Raw genomic sequence first — 16,730 nt, 5'->3', positions numbered from 1 at the left:
CCCGCAGGAGGCGGGCTTTTTCCTTCAGGACACGCCTTTTACACACCAGGGCGTATTCACTGGCCCTGCCAGCGGCGCAGCACCAGCGAGGCGTTCGTGCCACCGAAGCCGAAGCTGTTGGACAGCACGGTGTTCAGCTGGGCATCGCGTGTGCGCGTGACCAGGGGCATGTCGTTCAGCGCGGGATCGGGCGTGTCCACGTTGACCGAACCCGCGATGAAGCCCTTGTTCATCATGATCATGCAGTAGATGGCTTCCTGCACGCCGGTGGCGCCCAGCGAGTGGCCGGTCAGCGACTTGGTGGAGGAGAACGGCGGCACCTGGTCGCCGAACAGCGCGCGCATGGCGCGCACTTCCTGCATGTCGCCCACGGGCGTGGAGGTGCCGTGGGTGTTGATGTAGTCCACGCCGCCTTCGAGGCCTTCAAGGGCCTGCTGCATGCAGGCGATGGCGCCGTCGCCCGAGGGCGCGACCATGTCCTCGCCATCGCTGGTGGCGCCAAAGCCCACGACTTCGGCCAGGATGTTCGCACCCCGGGCCTGGGCGTGCTCCAGGCTTTCCAGCACCACCGCGCCGCCGCCACCTGCGATCACGAAACCGTCGCGGTGGGCGTCATAGGCGCGCGAAGCCTTTTCGGGCTGGTCGTTGTACTTGCTGGACATGGCCCCCATGCCGTCGAACAGCAGTGCCATGCCCCAGGACAGCTCTTCGCCGCCGCCGGCAAACATCACGTCCTGCATGCCCCAGGCGATCTGCTGCGCCGCTGCGCCGATGCAGTGCGCCGAGGTGGAGCAGGCCGAGGTGATGGAGTAGTTGATGCCCTTGACCTTGAAGTTGGTCGCCAGGCAGGCGGACACCGTGGAGCTCATGCAGCGCGTGACCTGGTAGGGCCCGACGCGGCGAATGCCCTTTTCGCGCAGCGTGTCGGCCGCCTCGATCTGGTTGGCCGGCGACCCGCCGCCCGAGCCCATGATCAGGCCGGTACGCGGATGGCTGACCTGCTCGGGAGCCAGGCCGGCCTGGGCGATGGCATCTTCCAGCGCGATCTGCGCATAGGCAGCGGCATCGCCCATGAAGCGCAGCTGCTTGCGATCGATACGTGCCTCGACGTCGATCTCCGGCACACCGGCCACCTGGCTGCGCATGCCCAGTTCGGTGAACTTCGGCATGGCCTTGATGCCCGTGCGCCCCTCGCGCAGCGAGGTCTCCACGGTATCGAGGTCGTTGCCGATGCACGAGACAATGCCCGCGCCGGTGATGACTACGCGACGTTTGGTCATGCTGCCGTTCCCTGGCCTTCACCCTCGCGCAGGAACAGGCCCACGCGCAGGTCATTGGCGACGTAGATTTCCTTGCCGTCGGCCAGCAGGCGTGCATCGCCGATGGCCATGTTGAGCTTGCGCTTGATCACGCGCTTGATGTCGATTTCGTAGGTCACGAGCTTGACGTCAGGACCCACTTCGCCCGTGAACTTGACTTCGCCGGCGCCCAGCGCACGGCCCCGGCCCGGAAGGCGCAGCCAGGTCAGGTAAAAGCCGATCAGTTGCCACATGGCGTCCAGACCCAGGCAGCCGGGCATGACGGGGTCGCCCCGGAAATGGCAGTCGAAGAACCAGAGATCAGGCTTGATGTCGAGTTCGGCGACGATCTTGCCCAGGCCGTGGGCGCCACCATCCGTGTCGATGTGCGTGATGCGGTCGAACATCAGCATGGGAGGCAGTGGCAGACGCCCGCTGTCTGCGGAAAACAGCTTGCCTTCGCCCGAAGCGATCAGTTGCTCATACGAAAAAGAATCGGCCATTGTCTAACTTGCTCCACGGCGGCACTGACGCCACCTCTATCTCTGAATGGGTGCGGCCCGCAGCGGACCATGCAGCCGCGCATTATCGGGGCTGAACGTTGCCAGACTGCAACAAAACCCCGAGGCCGCATCAAAACTCTGCCACAAAAGCCACGCCGACCCAGGTCGCGGGACTTGGCTACAGCCCCTGAGCCGAGGCCCTGCGGCGGCCGATCCAGGCCACCAGCAGCACCGCCGCAGCAGCGGCGCACAGCGGGACCAGACCTGCTGCATTCACCCAGCGCGCAAACGGTGTCAAGGCCTCGCGGCCCTGCACACTGGCCTCAAGCACCGCGCGCTCGTAAGGCACCAGCGCGTGCGTCACCACGCCCCGGTGGTCGATGGCCACCGTGGCACCGGTATTGGTGGCGCGCAGCATGGGGCGCTCGAACTCCAGCGCCCGCATGCGGCTGATGGCCAGATGCTGGTCGATCGCCACGCTGTCGCCAAACCAGCCGATGTTGCTGAAATTCACCAGCACCGTGGGCGCCGTCGCTGCCTTGCCGAAATGTGCACCCAGCTCTTCGCCAAACAAATCCTCGTAGCAGATGTTGGGTGACAGCCGCTCGCCAGCCCAGGCCATGGAAGGCTGGCCCAGCGCGCCGCGGTTGAAGTCGCCCAGCGGTATGTTCATCATCTGCGTGAACCAGCGAAACAGCGGCGGGATGAACTCCCCGAAGGGCACCAGATGGTGCTTGTCGTATTGGTAGTCCTGGATCTGGCCAGGCTGCCAGCCCACGACCGAGTTCGTATAGCCGGCCTCTTCCGAGCCCAGCGGAATGCCCAGCAGCGCCGCCTGCCGGCCATCCTTCTTCAGATATGGTTCGCGCAGCAGGTCCAGGTATTCCTCGGGCAACTGCTGGGGCAGCAGGGGCACGGCCGTCTCGGGTGCGACCACCAGCTGCGCCGTGGCCGCGCGCAGCTCCCGCCCGTACCAGCCCAGGGCCAGCGGAATGCCGCTGCCGGCCTCGAACTTCTCATCCTGCGGGATATTGCCCTGCAGCATGGCCACGCTCAGCGCTGGCCGTTCGGCCGATGGTGCATTGATGGCGGCATCGCGAAGCCACCACAGCCCGCCCCAGGCCAGAACCAGGGCCGCCACAGTGGCCGCGCACCGTGCAGGCCGAAGGGCTTGTCCGCCCCGCGAACCAGCCGCCAAGGCGGCCAGCCAATATGCCAGCCAGGACGCCACCGCCCCCGTGCCGTAGACGCCGATCCAGCGCGGCAGCACCGACAGGGGCCCTTCGACGTGGGCATAGCCCCCCGCGCCCCAGGGAAAGCCGGTCCACAGCCAGCCACGCGCCAATTCGGCCAGCAGCCAGACGGCGGCGAACAGCAAGGCGCCGCCCGCCGTGCTGGTGGGGCGCAGCTTGTGCCAGCCCCAGGCGGCCACCGCGTAGTAGCTGCCCAGGAAGGCCGCAAGCGCCAGCACGGCGGCAACGGCCAGCGGCGCAGGCAGGCCGCCATAGACATGCATGGAGATGAACAGCCACCAGAAGGTGGCCACCAGCCAGGCGGTGGCATAGAGCATGGCCCGCCCCGCCGCCTGGGCCGGGCGCTGTGCCGTCTGCAGGGCGCGTGCCAGCACGGCCAGCGACAGAATCTGCAGCCACCACAGCGGGCGGCCATAGCCGCCGACCAGGCTCAGCGGCCCGTCGCCCTGGCCGCGCGCCCAGGGCCAGGCCAGCGACAGGGCCTGGGCTGCACCCGCAAGCAGCAGCAGCACGCCCACGGCGAGCCGGCCCATGCGCCGGCCGTCTTGCGAAAAAGCGGAAGAACTGGACAGGGGCATCGGCCAGGTACGGGAGAGATGTCGGTGGGGATAGAAAGGGGCAGCCTCAGCTGCGCAGCAGACTGTCGGCTGCGGGATCGCGCACCACCTTGAACCAGCGCACGGCGCCGCCCTTGGTGTGCAGCACGGTGAATTCCAGGCCGGCCAGATGGATCTGCTCGCCGCGCTTGGGCACATGGCCCATTTCGTGGGCGATCAGGCCTCCGATGGTGTCGAACTCATCTTCGGGATCGCGGGCATGCAGGGCGACCTCGAAGGCTTCGTTCACATGCTCGATGGTGGTGTCGCCCGCCACGCGGTAGCTGTTGTCGGCCAGGGCGAAGATGTCGCCTTCGTCCTCGGGGATGTCGAACTCGTCCTCGATCTCGCCGACGATTTCCTCCAGCACATCCTCGATGGTCACCAGGCCTGCCACGCGGCCGAACTCGTCGATGACCACGGCCAGATGGTTGCGGTTGCCCCGGAACTCGCGCAGCAGATCATTCAGGCCCTTGCTCTCCGGCACGAAGGCGGCGGGGCGCAGCAGGGCGCGGATGTTCAGGTCCGGTGAACGCTGCAGCTTGAGCAGGTCCTTGGCCAGAAGGATGCCGATGATGTTCTCGCGCTCGCCCTGGTAGACCGGGAAACGCGAATGTGCAGTGGTGATGACCTGGTGCAGCAGTTCATCGAACGGAGCGTCGATGTTGACCAGGTCCATGCGAGGGGCTGCGACCATGACGTCGCCGGCCGTCATGTCGGCCATGCGTATCACGCGTTCGAGCATGACGCGAGACTCGGGGCCGATGACCTGGTTGTCCTCGGCGTCGGCCAGGGTCTCGATCAGCTCGTCAGGAGAATCAGGGGCCGGGTGGATGAACTCGGCCACCTTTTGCAGGAAGCTTCGCTTGCTTTCCTTCTCGGAAGAGCGCGCAGGATGGGGGTCGGACACTGTCTTGGAGTGCAGGACGTGCGGTAGTGAAACAAGCCGCAAGGATAGCGGATTGCTCCGTCACCCCTGCATGCGCTGCGCCAATTCCCTTTGCGGCGTTTTGCGCCTATTCGCCGGCCTGGTGGCGGCCATCCTGCACGCCACGGCGGATTTCCTGCACGTCGGCCAGGAAATCCCAGAACTGCTTGGCCTGCTTCTTGAGCTGGTAGTCCACCTCGCCGATGTGCTCGGTCATCAGCGACGCCATGTGCGTGTCGATGCCGGCGGGCGGCAGCTGCAGGTAGGCCTCGGACTCGGAGCCATCGCGCTTGATGGTGGCGCCGGCCTTGCGCGCAATCTTGAGCATGGCCGTGTTCTCCGACAGCGCGTGGATGAACATCATGGACACGCCCTTGGTGCGTGCATGGATCACCGCGCGGTTGAACAGGCGCCCGCCGTAGCCGCGGCCGCGTGCCTGCTTGAGCACGGAAACGCCGAATTCGGCGCAGCTCTTGTGCTCGGGATGCGAGGCAAAGGCCAGATGCGCCATGGCGATCAGCTCGAGCCGGCGGTTGTAGATGCCGAAGATGTCGTCGCGCTCGAAATCAAGCTGCATCGCATAGCGGCGAACCTGCTCGTCGCTGGCGGCATAGCCGAAGCGCAGGTAGCGGTCGCCTTCATCGAGCTTGAGCAAATGCGCCACCACGCGTTCGCGGTGGGACGGGCCCAGCGAACGAATGGGCACCATGGACGCGGAGCGCCCATCGGGACGGTGCGGCTGGCCTGCGCTCGCACGCAACATGTCCCGGCCGGCCTGCCAGGACGCCTTCAACCAGTCTTTGGATGCATTCATGGCTCAAATATAGGTAAAAACCCGAGGTCGAGCAACGAAGATATTGCAATGCAACAAAACCGTAAGGTTTTGGCATGCAAACCAATTCCCCCTCCCTGCAACACCCAACGGCCTGGCGCCTGTCGAGCACGAAAGCTACAAAGGCACGGCCGTGGTCACCTTGACGCGGTCCATCACGAAGCTGGTCTTGCAATCCTGCACGCTGGGATGCTTGAGCAAGGTGTCCATGACGAAGCGCGTGTAGTGCTGCATGTCGGCCACGACCACACGCATCAGATAGTCCATCTCCCCGGTCAGCGACACGCACTCCACCACTTCGGGCCAAGTCTGCACGCTGGCGCGGAACACGTCCATGGGGTTGCGCTTGCTGGTCTCGGTGTACTTCTCCAGGCGCACGTTGAGATAGGCGGTCAGCCCCAGGCCCACGGTCTCCGGCTGGACCAGGGCCACATAGCGGTCGATCACGCCGCTGTCTTCCAGGCGCTTGACCCGGCGCAGCACGGCACTGGGAGACAGGCCGACCTGCTCCCCGATGACGTCATAGGTTTCCCGGCCGTTGGCCTGCAGGCGGCGCAAAATGGCCCGATCCAGTTTGTCGATGGTGTGCGTGGCGCTCATGGCGGTGGACTCGTAAATAAGTACGGATTTCTTCAGGGTTAACCCGAATTAACCAGTTAAATTGCGATAAACAAAAGAATTCCGCAATTTTCATGCATTCCGCATTTTCCCACCAAGGGCAAACGGCAAAAAGCTGAAGCCCCTCCCGCCTACAGTGACAGCACTGATCGCAAGCCCGCAGGCCATGCCTGGGGCGCCCGAAACACTGTCCTGCACAAAAAGGCCGGAGACCCCCATGAAAGCCCCGCTGAACCTGGCCCAGTTCCCCGCCCGCGCACAGACGGCCCGGCGCGCGCAGGACATGGGCGCGTGCGGCCTCAGCGGCAGTCGGCGCTGCCTATACTGCGGGGATCGCCTCCATTTCGCTTCACGCCATGACGCCCCGCCACGACGCCACCCGCGCCATGCCACGCGATGCCCGTGCATCTGCGCCAGTACGTGCACCTGCGGCAGCCGGCCCGCAGCCGTCGGCCCGGATGGCGCGGCGCAGCCTGCTGGCGGCCCTGGCCGCCCTGCCCTGGCTGCCGGCTTCGGCACAGCCCCAGCCGCCCCAGCCGCCCCCGACAGCCTTGACAGCCCCGGCGCGCGACGCGAAATCCGACGCCCTGACCCTGATCGTTCCCTATGCAGCCGGCGGCCCCCTGGACCGCACGGCGCGTCCTCTGGTCGAGGCCAGCTCCGCGAAGCTGGGGGCCATCCACATTCTTTACGTGCCGGGCGAAGGCGGCGCCAAGGGCTCGAACATGGTGGCCCAGGCCACGGCCCAGGACCGCTTGCTGCTGATGGGCGCGGCCGCCACGCACGCCGTGCTGCCCTGGCTGCAGCCCCAGCTGGGCTACGACCCGCTGCGCGACTTCCAGCCGCTGGTGCTGGTGGCGCGCATGCCCAATGTGCTGGTGATGCGCAGCGATCTGGCGCGCCAGTGGCGCATACGCACGGCGCTGGACCTGCAGCGCTTTCTTGCCAAGCACCGCCAGCCGCTGCGCTATGCCTCGGGCGGGCCGGGCAGCAGCGGGCACCTGTCGGGCGAGATGTACCAGATGCTCACACGGCTGCCGCTGCTGCATCTGCCGTTTGGCGGAACGCAGCCGGCGCTGTCGGCCCTGCTCGACGGATCGGCCGATCTGCTGTTCGACAGCCTGGCGTCCTCGCTGCCGCACATCCGTGCAGGCCGGCTGCAGGCCCTGGCCGTGACCACGCTGGAACGCGTGCCGCTGCTGCCCGAGGTGCCCAGCCTCAACGACACGGTACCGGGCTTCAACCTCGCCAACTGGTTCGGCCTGTTCGCGCCTGCCGGCTGGCCCGCCGACCTGGCCCAGCGCCATGCCGCCGTGTTCTCGAAGGCCATGCGCAGCAGTCCGGTGCAGGAAACGCTGACCGCCATGGGCGTGCTGCCCGAAGACCTTCAGCTGCAGGAGTTCGCGCGCTTTGTGCGCTCCGAGCACAGCAAATACGGCCTGCTGGTGCAGGCCGCCCGAATCCGCCAGCTCTGAGCCGCGCAGGTGCCTTGCCTGCCCCCGGCCCGGGGCAGCAATGACAAGATCCCTGGAGAGCACCATGATGAGCACCGCAGCGACCCCCACCTCGTCCCACGCCCCTGCCCACGCCCCCGGTGTGGCACCCGTGGTCTACGGCCAGGCCGACCGCCCCCCGCGCGGCGACTACAGCCGCGCCAGCGACGACTACACCTGCGCGCAGGACTACGACGCCTACACCGAGGCCGACCACGACACCTACCGGCGCCTGTACGAACGCCAGTCCGCCCTGCTGCCGGGACTGGCCAGCCAGCACTTCATCGACGCCCTGCCCTCGCTGGGCGCCAAGGACCGCATTCCGCGCTTCGAGGAAGTCAACGAGCGCCTGCGCCGCGCCACGGGCTGGGAGATCGTCGGCGTGCCGGGCCTGATTCCCGAGGTGCCCTTCTTCTCGCTGCTGGCCAACCGCAAATTCCCGGTCACGGACTGGATCCGCAAGCCCGAGGAGTTCGAGTACATCGTCGAGCCCGATGTCTTCCATGACCTCTTCGGCCATGTGCCGCTGCTGTTCAACCCCGTCATCGCCGACTACATCCAGGCCTATGGCCAGGGCGGGCTCAAGGCCGCCGAGCTGGGCGCCTGCGAGATGCTGTCGCGCCTGTACTGGTACACCATCGAGTTCGGGCTGATCCGCGAGCAGGGCGGCCTGCGCGCCTACGGCGCGGGCATTCTGAGTTCTTCGGGTGAGCTCAACTACTCGGTGCGCAGCCCCGAGCCGCAGCGCCTGCCGCTGTCGCTGGAGCGCGCCATGCGCACGCTCTACAAGATCGACACCTACCAGCACACCTACTTCGTGATCGACGACCTGCAGCAGCTGTTCGACCTCACGGCCGCCGATTTCGAGCCGCTGTACCGCCAGCTGCGCGATCAGCCGACCATCGCGGCCGATGCACTGCTGCCCGGTGAAGTGGCCCTGCAGACTTCCGCGTCCTGAAGCCGCTCGCGCAGCTCCAGGCAAAAGCGCCAGACGCGCTCGTCGAACACCAGCTGCACATGGGCCACGTCGTCCAGGCGGTGCGCGTGCTGCCCTGGCAGCGTGGCCACGGGGAAGGGAAAGACGATGTTGTCGCAACAGCTCCACCAGCAGCTGAAGGCCACCTCGGGCGGCGGCGGCCCCAGGCGCTGCAGCCAGGGACTGTCCTCGCGCATCTGAAGCGCCGGCAGGCCATGGGCGAAGCGCGCCATCCAGGTGCCGCGGTGCGGCGTGGCCAGGGTCACCACATGGGCAGCCAGTTGCCGGCGCTCCTGCGCGGACAACCGGCCCAGCCAGGCACGCACCACCAGTCCGCCCATGCTGTGGGCCACGATCAGCGGCGCCCGCCCCGTGGCCTGGGCCATGCGGCGTGCGCAGGCATCGAGGTCGGCCACCATGGCGTCGATGGATGCGCCGTGCGCCGGCTCCAGCGTCATGGCCGCGCAGGCAATGCCGCGTTCCTTGAGCCGCCGCAGCCATGGCGCCCAGACCGCGCGATTGCAGAAGAAACCGTGGACCAGCACCATGCCGACCTGGCCTGTGACCGGGCTTGCGTTTTGTCCTGCGGCCGGGTCACCTGGCCAGCCGTCGGCCTCGGCATGGACCCGGAAGGGCAGGCGCCAGCCAAACACCTGCACGGCCAATGCCCACTCGGCGAGCCAGGCTGCCGCCACCGTGCGCCAGGCGGGCACGGGTGCGCCGGCCTTGCGCACCACGCGGCGCATCAACACCATCTGCAGGCCCAGATGCAGGCCCGGCCAGCACAGGCCCGGCAGCGCTCCTGCCAGCGCCAGCCCGCGCGATTCCGGCCACCACCATGCCAGCCAGGCCATGGCGCCGGCCAGCGTGCCCAGCGCCACCATTTGCAGAATGCGTGCGTTCACGGCAGCCCGCCCTCCCTGAAAAAAACGCCAACGTAGCACAGAGCGGCCGCACTTTCGCGGGGACGCCGGCCCCTGCCTAGGACAACCCCGCGTAGACCGCAAAGCACCCGCCTGACCAGAATCAGCCGCAGCGGTGGCCGGCCGACCGGCGCCTGCCCCTTTGCCGTTCCCCTGTCTCACCAGCAACCCAAGGTACCCTGCATGGACGCTGCGCCCTGGCTCAAGAACTATCCCGCCGATGTGCCCCACGAGGTGCATCCCGAGCAATACCGCTCGCTCACGCACCTGCTGGAGGAGGCCTTCACCCAGCATGCGGACCTGCCCTTCTCGGTGTGCATGGACCGCTGGATGAGCTACCGCGAGCTGGACCAGCTGTCCACGCGCCTGGGCGCCTGGCTGCAGGGTCTGGGGCTGGAGCCCGATGCGCGCGTGGCCATCATGCTGCCCAATGTGCCGCAGTTCGCCGTGAGCATGGCGGCCGTGCTGCGCGCCGGCTACACCTGTGTCAACGTCAATCCGCTGTACACGCCGCGCGAGCTGGAGCACCAGCTCAAGGACTCGGGCGCCACGGCCATCATCATCCTGGAGAACTTCGCCCACACCCTGGCCGACGTGATCGAGCGCAGCGCCATACGCCATGTCTGCGTCACGGCCATGGGCGATCTGCTGGGCGGCATGTATGGCAGCTGGATCACCTTCGCCGTGCGCCACCTGGCCAAGATGGTGCCGGCCTACAGCCTGCCGCTGGACGGGGCGGGCGGCACGGTGCGCGAGGTCACGACCTTTTCCCAGGCGCTGGCGCGCGGCGCCCAGAAAGAGCTGCGCCCCAGCCAGGCGGGACTGGATTCGGTGGCCTTCCTGCAATACACGGGCGGCACCACCGGGCTGTCCAAGGGTGCCGTGCTCACCCACCGCTGCATCGTGGCCGCCACGCTGCAGGCGCATGCCTGGTTCACGCCGGCCCTGCACGGGCGCGTCAGCGCGCAGGACACGCACATCATCGCGGCGCTGCCGCTGTACCACATCTTCGCCCTCACGGTGAGCCTGTTCGCCATGCGCATGGGGGCCAGCCTGAGCCTGATCCCCAATCCGCGCGACATCCCCAAGTTCGTCAAGGTGCTGCAGAAACGGCCCTTCCACATCCTGCCGGCCGTCAACACCCTGTTCAACGCCCTGCTCAACAACGCCCAGTTCCGCGAGCTGGACTTCTCGCAGCTGCGCGTGTCGCAGGCCGGAGGCATGGCCGCCAGCGAGGGCACGGCGCGCCAGTGGCAGCAGGTCACGGGCAGCGTGATGATCGAGGGCTGGGGCATGAGCGAGACCTGCGCCATCGGCACCAACAACCCCGTCACCGCCACCGCCTTCAGCGGCACCATCGGCCTGCCGCTGCCGGGCATCTCCATCGCCATCAAGGACGACGAAGGCCGCGATCTGCCCATGGGAGAGGCCGGCGAGCTGTGCATCAAGGGCCCCAACGTCATGCGCGGCTACTACAACCAGCCTGACGAGACCGCCAAGGCCTTCACGGCCGACGGCTACATGCGTACCGGCGACATCGGCGTGATGGACCAGGAAGGCTACACCCGCATCATCGACCGCAAGAAGGACATGATGGTAGTCAGCGGCTTCAACGTCTATCCGAACGAGCTGGAGAACGTGATCTCCATGTGCCCCGGCGTGCTCGAATGCGCGGCCGTGGGCGTGGCCGACGAGCGCCAGGGCGAGGCCATCAAGGTCTACGTGGTGCGCAGCGACCCGGCACTGACCGAGGACCAGGTGATGCGCTTTTGCCATGACCAGCTCACCGGCTACAAGCGCCCGCGGCAGGTGGAGTTCCGCGACGAACTGCCCAAGACCAATGTGGGCAAGATCCTGCGGCGCGCCCTGCGCGATCCCGCCTGAAATCCGGACAGCCGCAGCTGTAGCCCACGCGTCAGCCGTGGCTGCCTGCGGCTGTTAGCCTTGGGAAAGGCTTCTCCCCCCATGAACTCCTTCGCCCCCACAAGCGCCACCGCTGCGCTGCCGTGCGGCATGACCGTGCTGGAGCGCGGCTGGCTGTCGGCCAACAACATCGTCTTCGCGGCCGACCCTGCCGATCCGCAGGACGACGGCGCGGCCGTGGTCGATACCGGCTACGTCAGCCATGCCGATCAGACCGTGCTGCTGATCGAGCAGACGCTGGCTGGCCAGCCGCTGGCGCGCATCCTCAACACCCATCTGCACAGCGACCACTGCGGCGGCAATGCCGCACTGCAGGCGCGCTGGCCGCAGGCCCGGACCTATGTCGCGCCGGGCCAGGCCGAATTCGTGCGCCACTGGAATCCCGAGGCGCTGAGCTACACCCCCACCGGCCAGGAATGCCCGCCATTTGCGCTGACCGGCGTACTGCAGCCCGGCGCCAGCGTGCGGCTGGCCGGGCGCGACTGGCAGATCCATGCCGCGCCGGGGCATGACCCGCACTCCATCATCCTGTTCGAGCCTGCCAGCCGCACACTGATCTCGGCCGATGCGCTCTGGGAAAACGGCTTCGGCGTGGTGTTTCCCGAAATCGAGGGCCTGCAGGCCTTCGAGGAAGTGGCCGCCACGCTGGATGTGATCGAGGCCCTGGCCCCGCTCACCATCGTCCCCGGCCACGGCGGCGTTTTCACGGGCGTGGCCGCGGCGCTGGACACGGCGCGCCGCCGCCTGGACGGCTTTGTGCGCGCCCCCGAGCGCCATGCCCTCTACGCGGCCAAGGTGCTGCTCAAGTACCGGCTACTGGACTGGCAGCGCGTGCGCACCACTGAACTGCTGGCCTGGCTGGACGCCACGCCCTACTTCGGCATGCTGCATGCAGGCTATTTCAGCCACGAGACCGCCGAGCACTGGGGCCGCACGCTGGTGGATGCGCTGGTGCAATCGGGCGCGGCGCAGCGCGAGGGCGAATGGGTTCACAACGCCTGAACGAAACAGATCCGCGATAGGCGCAAACCACGCCAATCACATCACCGGCCGCAAGCACTGCGCAGCTGCGGCACCACGGGCAGCATCTTCATCGACCGCGTGCGCAACCTGGGCAGCCCGATGCGCGACACCTTCAACATCGAGGACATCGAGATCGTCAAGGGCGCCTCGGGTTCCGAGTACGGGCGCAAGCGCCCTGGCGCCCGCCAATCTCTACGATCCCGGCGTCAGCGATGCGATCACGGGCCAGGACATCCGCTATGCCGGCCAGATCAACGAAGGCCACACCAAGACCCTTGCGCTGTACGCCTTCATGGCCTGGGAGCTCAGCGCGAACCTGAGCCTGCAGCTGAACGTCTACAACCTCGCCAACCAGCGTTACATCGCCAGCCTGAACAGCGGCGGCGCGCGCCACATCCCGGGCGGGGCGCGCTCGGCCAGGCTGGTCGCCACGCTGAAGTTCCGAGACAGGGCTGTTGCTGGGCGGCAACGGCCATCCATTCACTTATCAGATTATTCTTATATTTTTATTAGGAATCATTACCATTCTCAATCCAGGCAAAACTGCCTGATCCAGCCAGCACCGGCAAGCCAAGACAGCTCTCCAGCCGCCCGCGCAACGCCGGCCAGCAAGCCAGCATGTTCACTGCCCATCCCGCTTTCCGTTCAACCATGGCGAACTCCAACTCGTACATCAAAAGCCGCAAACACGACACCGCTGGCCGCTCGCCGTCGGCCGGCATCATCGCTGCAGCCGCGGCCCTGGCCACCCTGGGCCTGCCGGCCGTGGCCCAGACACAGACGCCCAGCGCCAGGACCGCGCCCAGCCTCAAGGAAGTGACCGTCGAAGGCTCGCGCAGCACCGGCTACGAACCCGCACAGGTCTCCTCCCCCAAGTTCACCCAGCCGCTGGTGGACACGACGCAGACCATCTCCGTCATCAAGGAGCAGGTGCTGCAGGAACAAGGCGCCACCACGCTGACCGAGGCGCTGCGCAACGTGCCCGGCGCCGGCACCTTCTACGCGGGCGAGAACGGCAACACCAGCACGGGTGATGCCATCTACATGCGCGGCTTCGACACCTCCAACAGCATCTATGTGGACGGCGTGCGCGACGTGGGCTCCATCTCGCGCGACGTGTTCAACACCGAGCAGGTGGAAGTCACCAAGGGCCCGGCCAGCACCGACTACGGCCGCAGCGCGCCCACCGGCGCCATCAACATGGTCACCAAGCAGCCCAGCCTGGCCGACAGCTTCGGCGCCTCGCTGGGCGCGGGTTCGGGCAGCTACAAGCGCTCCACCGTGGACTGGAACAAGAGCCTGACCGGGATGGGCGGTGCGGCCTTCCGGCTCAACGCCATGGTGCAGGACGCCGGCGTCGCCGGCCGCGACCGCGTGGCCAATGACCGCTGGGGCATCGCACCGTCGTTCGCCTTCGGACTGAACACCGACACGCGCACCTATCTGAACGTGCTGCACGTCAAGCAAAGCAATGTGCCGGACGGCGGCGTGCCCACCATCGGCCTGCCCGGCTACAGCAACACCGATGCGCGCCTGAACGCGGGCCGCCCCGTGGACCCCAGCCGCTTCTACGGCACCAGCGCCGACCACGACGACGTGACGGCCGACATGGTCACGCTGCGCGTGGAGCACGACTTCACGCCCGACACCACGCTGCGCAACACCACGCGCTGGGGCCGCACCAAGCAGGACTACCTGCTCACGGCCTTCATGACGCTGTCCAGCAACAACAGCAGCAATCCCGCCGACTGGACCGTGTCACGCAGCCTGCCGACCTTCAAGAACCAGGTCAACGACATCGTCACCAACCAGACCAACCTGACGACCAAGCTGGCGACAGGCAGCGTGCGGCACGAGCTGAGCACCGGGGTGGAGATCACGCGCGAAAAGCAGAGCAACTACGGCACGGGCACCACGGGCGCCTGGCCCAATGCCAGCCTCTATGACCCGCAGGTGCCCAGCTCCGGCCTGAACTGGTCGCGCAACGGCGCCGACAGCAAGGGCTCGACCGACACCTTTGCGCTGTACGCCTTCGACACGCTCAAGTTCAACGAGCAATGGCAGGCCAACGCCGGCCTGCGCCTGGACCGCTACAAGACGCAGTACGACGCACGCGCCGTCTGCGGCGGCCGCAGCGGCCCGGCCTGCGGCAGCAATCCTGCAGGCACCGTGCTGCCCAGCGCCGTGGGCCTGGAGGCCTCCGACACCCTGCTGAGCTGGAAGATCGGCGGCCTCTACAAGCCCGCGCCCAATGGCAGCGTGTACGTGAACTACGCCCTGTCGCAGCAGCCACCGGGCGGAGCCAACTTCACGCTGTCCACGGCCGCCAACAACGCCAACAACCCCAACATGGACCCGCAAAAGGCCAAGACCGCCGAACTGGGAACCAAGTGGGAGCTGATGGACAAGCGCCTGCTGCTGACAGGCGCGCTGTTCCGCACCGAGATCACCAACGAGATCGTCACCAACCCTGACGGCACCGTGGGACAGACCGGCAAGAAGATCGTGCAGGGCCTGGAGCTGGGCGCCACGGGCCAGATCACGCCCGCCTGGGGCGTGACTGCCGGCTACACGCTGCAGGACACCAAGGTGGACACGGGCGCCACCGTGGCGCAGGACGGCTCCAGCGGCCTGACCTATACGCCCAAGAACGCCTTCTCACTGTGGACCAGCTACCAGTTCCCGTTCGGCCTGACGCTGGCTGGCGGGGCGCGCTACTCGGGCGGACTCAAGCGTGGCACCGACGGCGCCGTGGGCACGCCCAACTTCACCGATGCCTACTGGGTCTTCGACGCCATGGCGAGCTACCGCATCAACAAGAACGCCGACATCCAGCTGAACTTCTACAACCTGTTCGACAAGGAGTATGTGGGCGCCATCAACAAGAGCGGCTACCGCTATTTCCCGGGCACGCCGCGCTCCGTGCGCGTGACGGCGAACTTCCGCTTCTGAGTGGATGCAAGACGGGCGGCCGCGCCGGCCTTGCCGCGCGCAGAACGCCGACAATCCCAGTACCGCCCCGGCCCCGCCGGGGCTTTTTCCATGCGAGGAAGACCCGCACCATGATGCTGCACATTCCCGACGTGCTCACGCGCCAGCAGGTCACTGCGATCCGCACAGCCATCGACGCCGCCGACTGGGTGGATGGCCGTGCCACGGCGGGCAGCCAAGGCGCCCGGGTCAAGCGCAACCGCCAGTTGCCCGAAGACTCGCCCGTGGCACTGGAGCAGGGCCGCACCATCGAGCAGGCGCTGGCGGCCAATGCGCTGTACTTCAGTGCCGCCCTGCCCGCGCGCACCATGTCGCCGCTGTTCAACCGCTATGCAGACAGTGAAACCTATGGCCTGCACGTGGACGGTGCGGCACGGCGCCTGCCAGGCGCGCAGCAGTGGATGCGCACCGATGTGTCCTGCACCCTCTTCCTCTGCGATCCCGAGGACTACGATGGCGGCGAGCTGGTCGTGGTGGACACCTACGGCACGCACGAGGTCAAGCTGCCGGCCGGCGACCTGATCCTCTATCCCTCCACCAGCCTGCACCGCGTGGAGCCCGTCACCCGGGGCGAGCGCGTGTGCGCCTTCTTCTGGGCGCAAAGCATGGTGCGCGACGACACACGCCGCGCCATGCTGTTCGAGATGGACCAGACCATCCAGCGCCTGCGCGAAAAACTGGGCGAGACCGATGAAACCCTCAGCCTCGCGGGCCAATATCACAACCTGCTGCGCATGTGGGCCGAGACCTGAGGGATGGGATCGCTTCAGGGCTTGTGCTTTTCCGCGCAGCCGATCAGGTGGTTGTAGCTGTTGGACATGCACTGGTACATGGCCTTGGAGCGGCCCGTGGAGGCCTGGCAGTCGGCCACCGTGGCGTGCGTGCGCGCCTCGCGGAACTTGCCCGCGGTTGCATCGAACTGCGCCTGCGTGATGTAGCCGCCCTTGAGGTTCTTCTGGCCGTTCTCGACCATGGTGTCCACCTGGCTGCGGATGTTGTCCACGGCGGCTGCGCAGTTCAGCGGCACCTCCTTGGAATCGACCTTGCTCAGGCCCTTGGCCACACCGTCCGCCAGCTCGCGCACCTGCCTGGGCAGCTTCTTCGTGCCGTCGGGATTGCGCTCTTCGCCAAACCGGCCCGAGCCTGCGCCCGAGCTGCCATTGGGCGAGACCTTGATCTGGCCGGCATCGGCCTGGTCGACGGGCAGCTGCGAACCGTAGTGCGTGCGCCCTTCGGCATCCACCCATTTGTAGACGGGCTGCGCCGCCGCCGTGCACGCCCATGCAAGACCCAGCGCGACCCAGGCCGCGCGGCTCCCTGTTGTTGTCATTCTTGAAACCCCTGCGGTATCCGGGGCCGCGGCATGCGGCCCG

14 protein-coding genes are annotated in these 16,730 nt (G+C 67.1%); 6 read left to right on the top strand and 8 right to left on the bottom strand.

Annotated elements, in window-relative coordinates; translation table 11 throughout:
* Nucleotides 1-56: 56 nt before the first annotated feature.
* The 6 genes from fabB to ACF8ML_RS25005 form a co-directional block, all read right to left on the bottom strand.
* Nucleotides 57-1,280 carry a beta-ketoacyl-ACP synthase I gene (fabB, locus tag ACF8ML_RS25030; RefSeq protein ID WP_016446491.1) on the bottom strand — a complete coding sequence of 408 codons (1,224 nt, stop codon included), beginning with the start codon at nt 1,278-1,280 and terminating at the stop codon, nt 57-59.
* Nucleotides 1,277-1,801 carry a bifunctional 3-hydroxydecanoyl-ACP dehydratase/trans-2-decenoyl-ACP isomerase gene (fabA, locus tag ACF8ML_RS25025; RefSeq protein WP_016446492.1) on the bottom strand — a complete coding sequence of 175 codons (525 nt, stop codon included), beginning with the start codon at nt 1,799-1,801 and terminating at the stop codon, nt 1,277-1,279. Before fabA ends, fabB begins: the two co-directional genes overlap by 4 nt.
* A 178-nt stretch (nt 1,802-1,979) precedes the next feature.
* Nucleotides 1,980-3,587 (bottom strand): apolipoprotein N-acyltransferase, encoded by a 1,608-nt coding sequence (lnt, locus tag ACF8ML_RS25020; protein WP_047326224.1) that lies wholly within the window; start codon nt 3,585-3,587, stop codon nt 1,980-1,982.
* Between the two features lie 91 nt (nt 3,588-3,678).
* Nucleotides 3,679-4,560, bottom strand: coding sequence for an HlyC/CorC family transporter (locus tag ACF8ML_RS25015; RefSeq protein ID WP_016446494.1), 882 nt, complete (start codon nt 4,558-4,560; stop codon nt 3,679-3,681).
* Between the two features lie 106 nt (nt 4,561-4,666).
* A complete protein-coding gene (locus ACF8ML_RS25010; RefSeq protein WP_016446495.1) occupies nt 4,667-5,392 on the bottom strand; it encodes a GNAT family N-acetyltransferase in 726 nt (241 codons plus the stop codon).
* A 135-nt stretch (nt 5,393-5,527) separates the two neighbouring features.
* A complete protein-coding gene (locus ACF8ML_RS25005; RefSeq protein ID WP_016446496.1) occupies nt 5,528-6,010 on the bottom strand; it encodes an Lrp/AsnC family transcriptional regulator in 483 nt (160 codons plus the stop codon).
* Nucleotides 6,011-6,384: 374 nt separating this feature from the next.
* On the opposite strand from ACF8ML_RS25005, the gene ACF8ML_RS25000 reads away from it, so the two are divergent.
* Nucleotides 6,385-7,503: a tripartite tricarboxylate transporter substrate binding protein gene (locus ACF8ML_RS25000; RefSeq protein ID WP_235434573.1), complete on the top strand. Its 1,119-nt coding sequence runs from the start codon at nt 6,385-6,387 to the stop codon at nt 7,501-7,503.
* Nucleotides 7,504-7,567: 64 nt separating this feature from the next.
* A complete protein-coding gene (gene phhA / locus ACF8ML_RS24995) occupies nt 7,568-8,479 on the top strand; it encodes a phenylalanine 4-monooxygenase (RefSeq protein WP_016446498.1) in 912 nt (303 codons plus the stop codon).
* On the opposite strand, the gene ACF8ML_RS24990 is transcribed toward phhA, so the two are convergent.
* Nucleotides 8,413-9,402: a triacylglycerol lipase gene (locus ACF8ML_RS24990; protein WP_047217748.1), complete on the bottom strand. Its 990-nt coding sequence runs from the start codon at nt 9,400-9,402 to the stop codon at nt 8,413-8,415. The genes phhA and ACF8ML_RS24990 overlap by 67 nt on opposite strands.
* 201 nt (nt 9,403-9,603) lie before the next feature.
* Between ACF8ML_RS24990 and ACF8ML_RS24985 the strand changes: the two genes are divergently transcribed.
* The 4 genes from ACF8ML_RS24985 (at nt 9,604) to ACF8ML_RS24970 (ending at nt 16,109) form a co-directional block, all read left to right on the top strand.
* Nucleotides 9,604-11,304, top strand: a complete 1,701-nt coding sequence (locus ACF8ML_RS24985; RefSeq protein WP_047326226.1) for an AMP-binding protein — start codon at nt 9,604-9,606, stop codon at nt 11,302-11,304.
* 81 nt (nt 11,305-11,385) lie between these two features.
* Nucleotides 11,386-12,345: an MBL fold metallo-hydrolase gene (locus tag ACF8ML_RS24980; protein WP_047326227.1), complete on the top strand. Its 960-nt coding sequence runs from the start codon at nt 11,386-11,388 to the stop codon at nt 12,343-12,345.
* Between the two features lie 672 nt (nt 12,346-13,017).
* The gene (locus ACF8ML_RS24975) at nt 13,018-15,318 is read left to right on the top strand and encodes a catecholate siderophore receptor Fiu (RefSeq protein WP_392408254.1); all 2,301 of its coding nucleotides are present in this window, start codon (nt 13,018-13,020) and stop codon (nt 15,316-15,318) included.
* Between the two features lie 110 nt (nt 15,319-15,428).
* Nucleotides 15,429-16,109 carry a Fe2+-dependent dioxygenase gene (locus ACF8ML_RS24970; protein WP_016446503.1) on the top strand — a complete coding sequence of 227 codons (681 nt, stop codon included), beginning with the start codon at nt 15,429-15,431 and terminating at the stop codon, nt 16,107-16,109.
* 14 nt (nt 16,110-16,123) lie between these two features.
* Here ACF8ML_RS24970 and ACF8ML_RS24965 read toward each other — a convergent pair whose 3' ends face one another.
* Nucleotides 16,124-16,687 carry a DUF4124 domain-containing protein gene (locus ACF8ML_RS24965; RefSeq protein WP_047326228.1) on the bottom strand — a complete coding sequence of 188 codons (564 nt, stop codon included), beginning with the start codon at nt 16,685-16,687 and terminating at the stop codon, nt 16,124-16,126.
* Nucleotides 16,688-16,730: the final 43 nt, after the last annotated feature.

This window comes from Delftia sp. WSY_10, from assembly GCF_043104705.1.
GTDB lineage: Bacteria > Pseudomonadota > Gammaproteobacteria > Burkholderiales > Burkholderiaceae_C > Comamonas > Comamonas tsuruhatensis.
Note: the sequence above shows the minus strand (reverse complement) of the source record. Positions and strands in the feature narration are given on the sequence as shown.

Bases quoted from the DNA above. Each gene is read 5' to 3' on its own strand.
- phhA (WP_016446498.1), top strand. From the start codon at position 7,568: ATGATGAGCACCGCAGCGACCCCCACCTCGTCCCACGCCCCTGCCCAC.
- ACF8ML_RS24975 (WP_392408254.1), top strand. From the start codon at position 13,018: ATGGCGAACTCCAACTCGTACATCAAAAGCCGCAAACACGACACCGCT.
- ACF8ML_RS24985 (WP_047326226.1), top strand. From the start codon at position 9,604: ATGGACGCTGCGCCCTGGCTCAAGAACTATCCCGCCGATGTGCCCCAC.
- ACF8ML_RS25005 (WP_016446496.1), bottom strand. From the start codon at position 6,010: ATGAGCGCCACGCACACCATCGACAAACTGGATCGGGCCATTTTGCGC.
- fabA (WP_016446492.1), bottom strand. From the start codon at position 1,801: ATGGCCGATTCTTTTTCGTATGAGCAACTGATCGCTTCGGGCGAAGGC.
- lnt (WP_047326224.1), bottom strand. From the start codon at position 3,587: ATGGGCCGGCTCGCCGTGGGCGTGCTGCTGCTGCTTGCGGGTGCAGCC.
- ACF8ML_RS24965 (WP_047326228.1), bottom strand. From the start codon at position 16,687: ATGACAACAACAGGGAGCCGCGCGGCCTGGGTCGCGCTGGGTCTTGCA.
- ACF8ML_RS24970 (WP_016446503.1), top strand. From the start codon at position 15,429: ATGATGCTGCACATTCCCGACGTGCTCACGCGCCAGCAGGTCACTGCG.
- ACF8ML_RS25010 (WP_016446495.1), bottom strand. From the start codon at position 5,392: ATGAATGCATCCAAAGACTGGTTGAAGGCGTCCTGGCAGGCCGGCCGG.
- fabB (WP_016446491.1), bottom strand. From the start codon at position 1,280: ATGACCAAACGTCGCGTAGTCATCACCGGCGCGGGCATTGTCTCGTGC.
- ACF8ML_RS24980 (WP_047326227.1), top strand. From the start codon at position 11,386: ATGAACTCCTTCGCCCCCACAAGCGCCACCGCTGCGCTGCCGTGCGGC.
- ACF8ML_RS25000 (WP_235434573.1), top strand. From the start codon at position 6,385: ATGACGCCCCGCCACGACGCCACCCGCGCCATGCCACGCGATGCCCGT.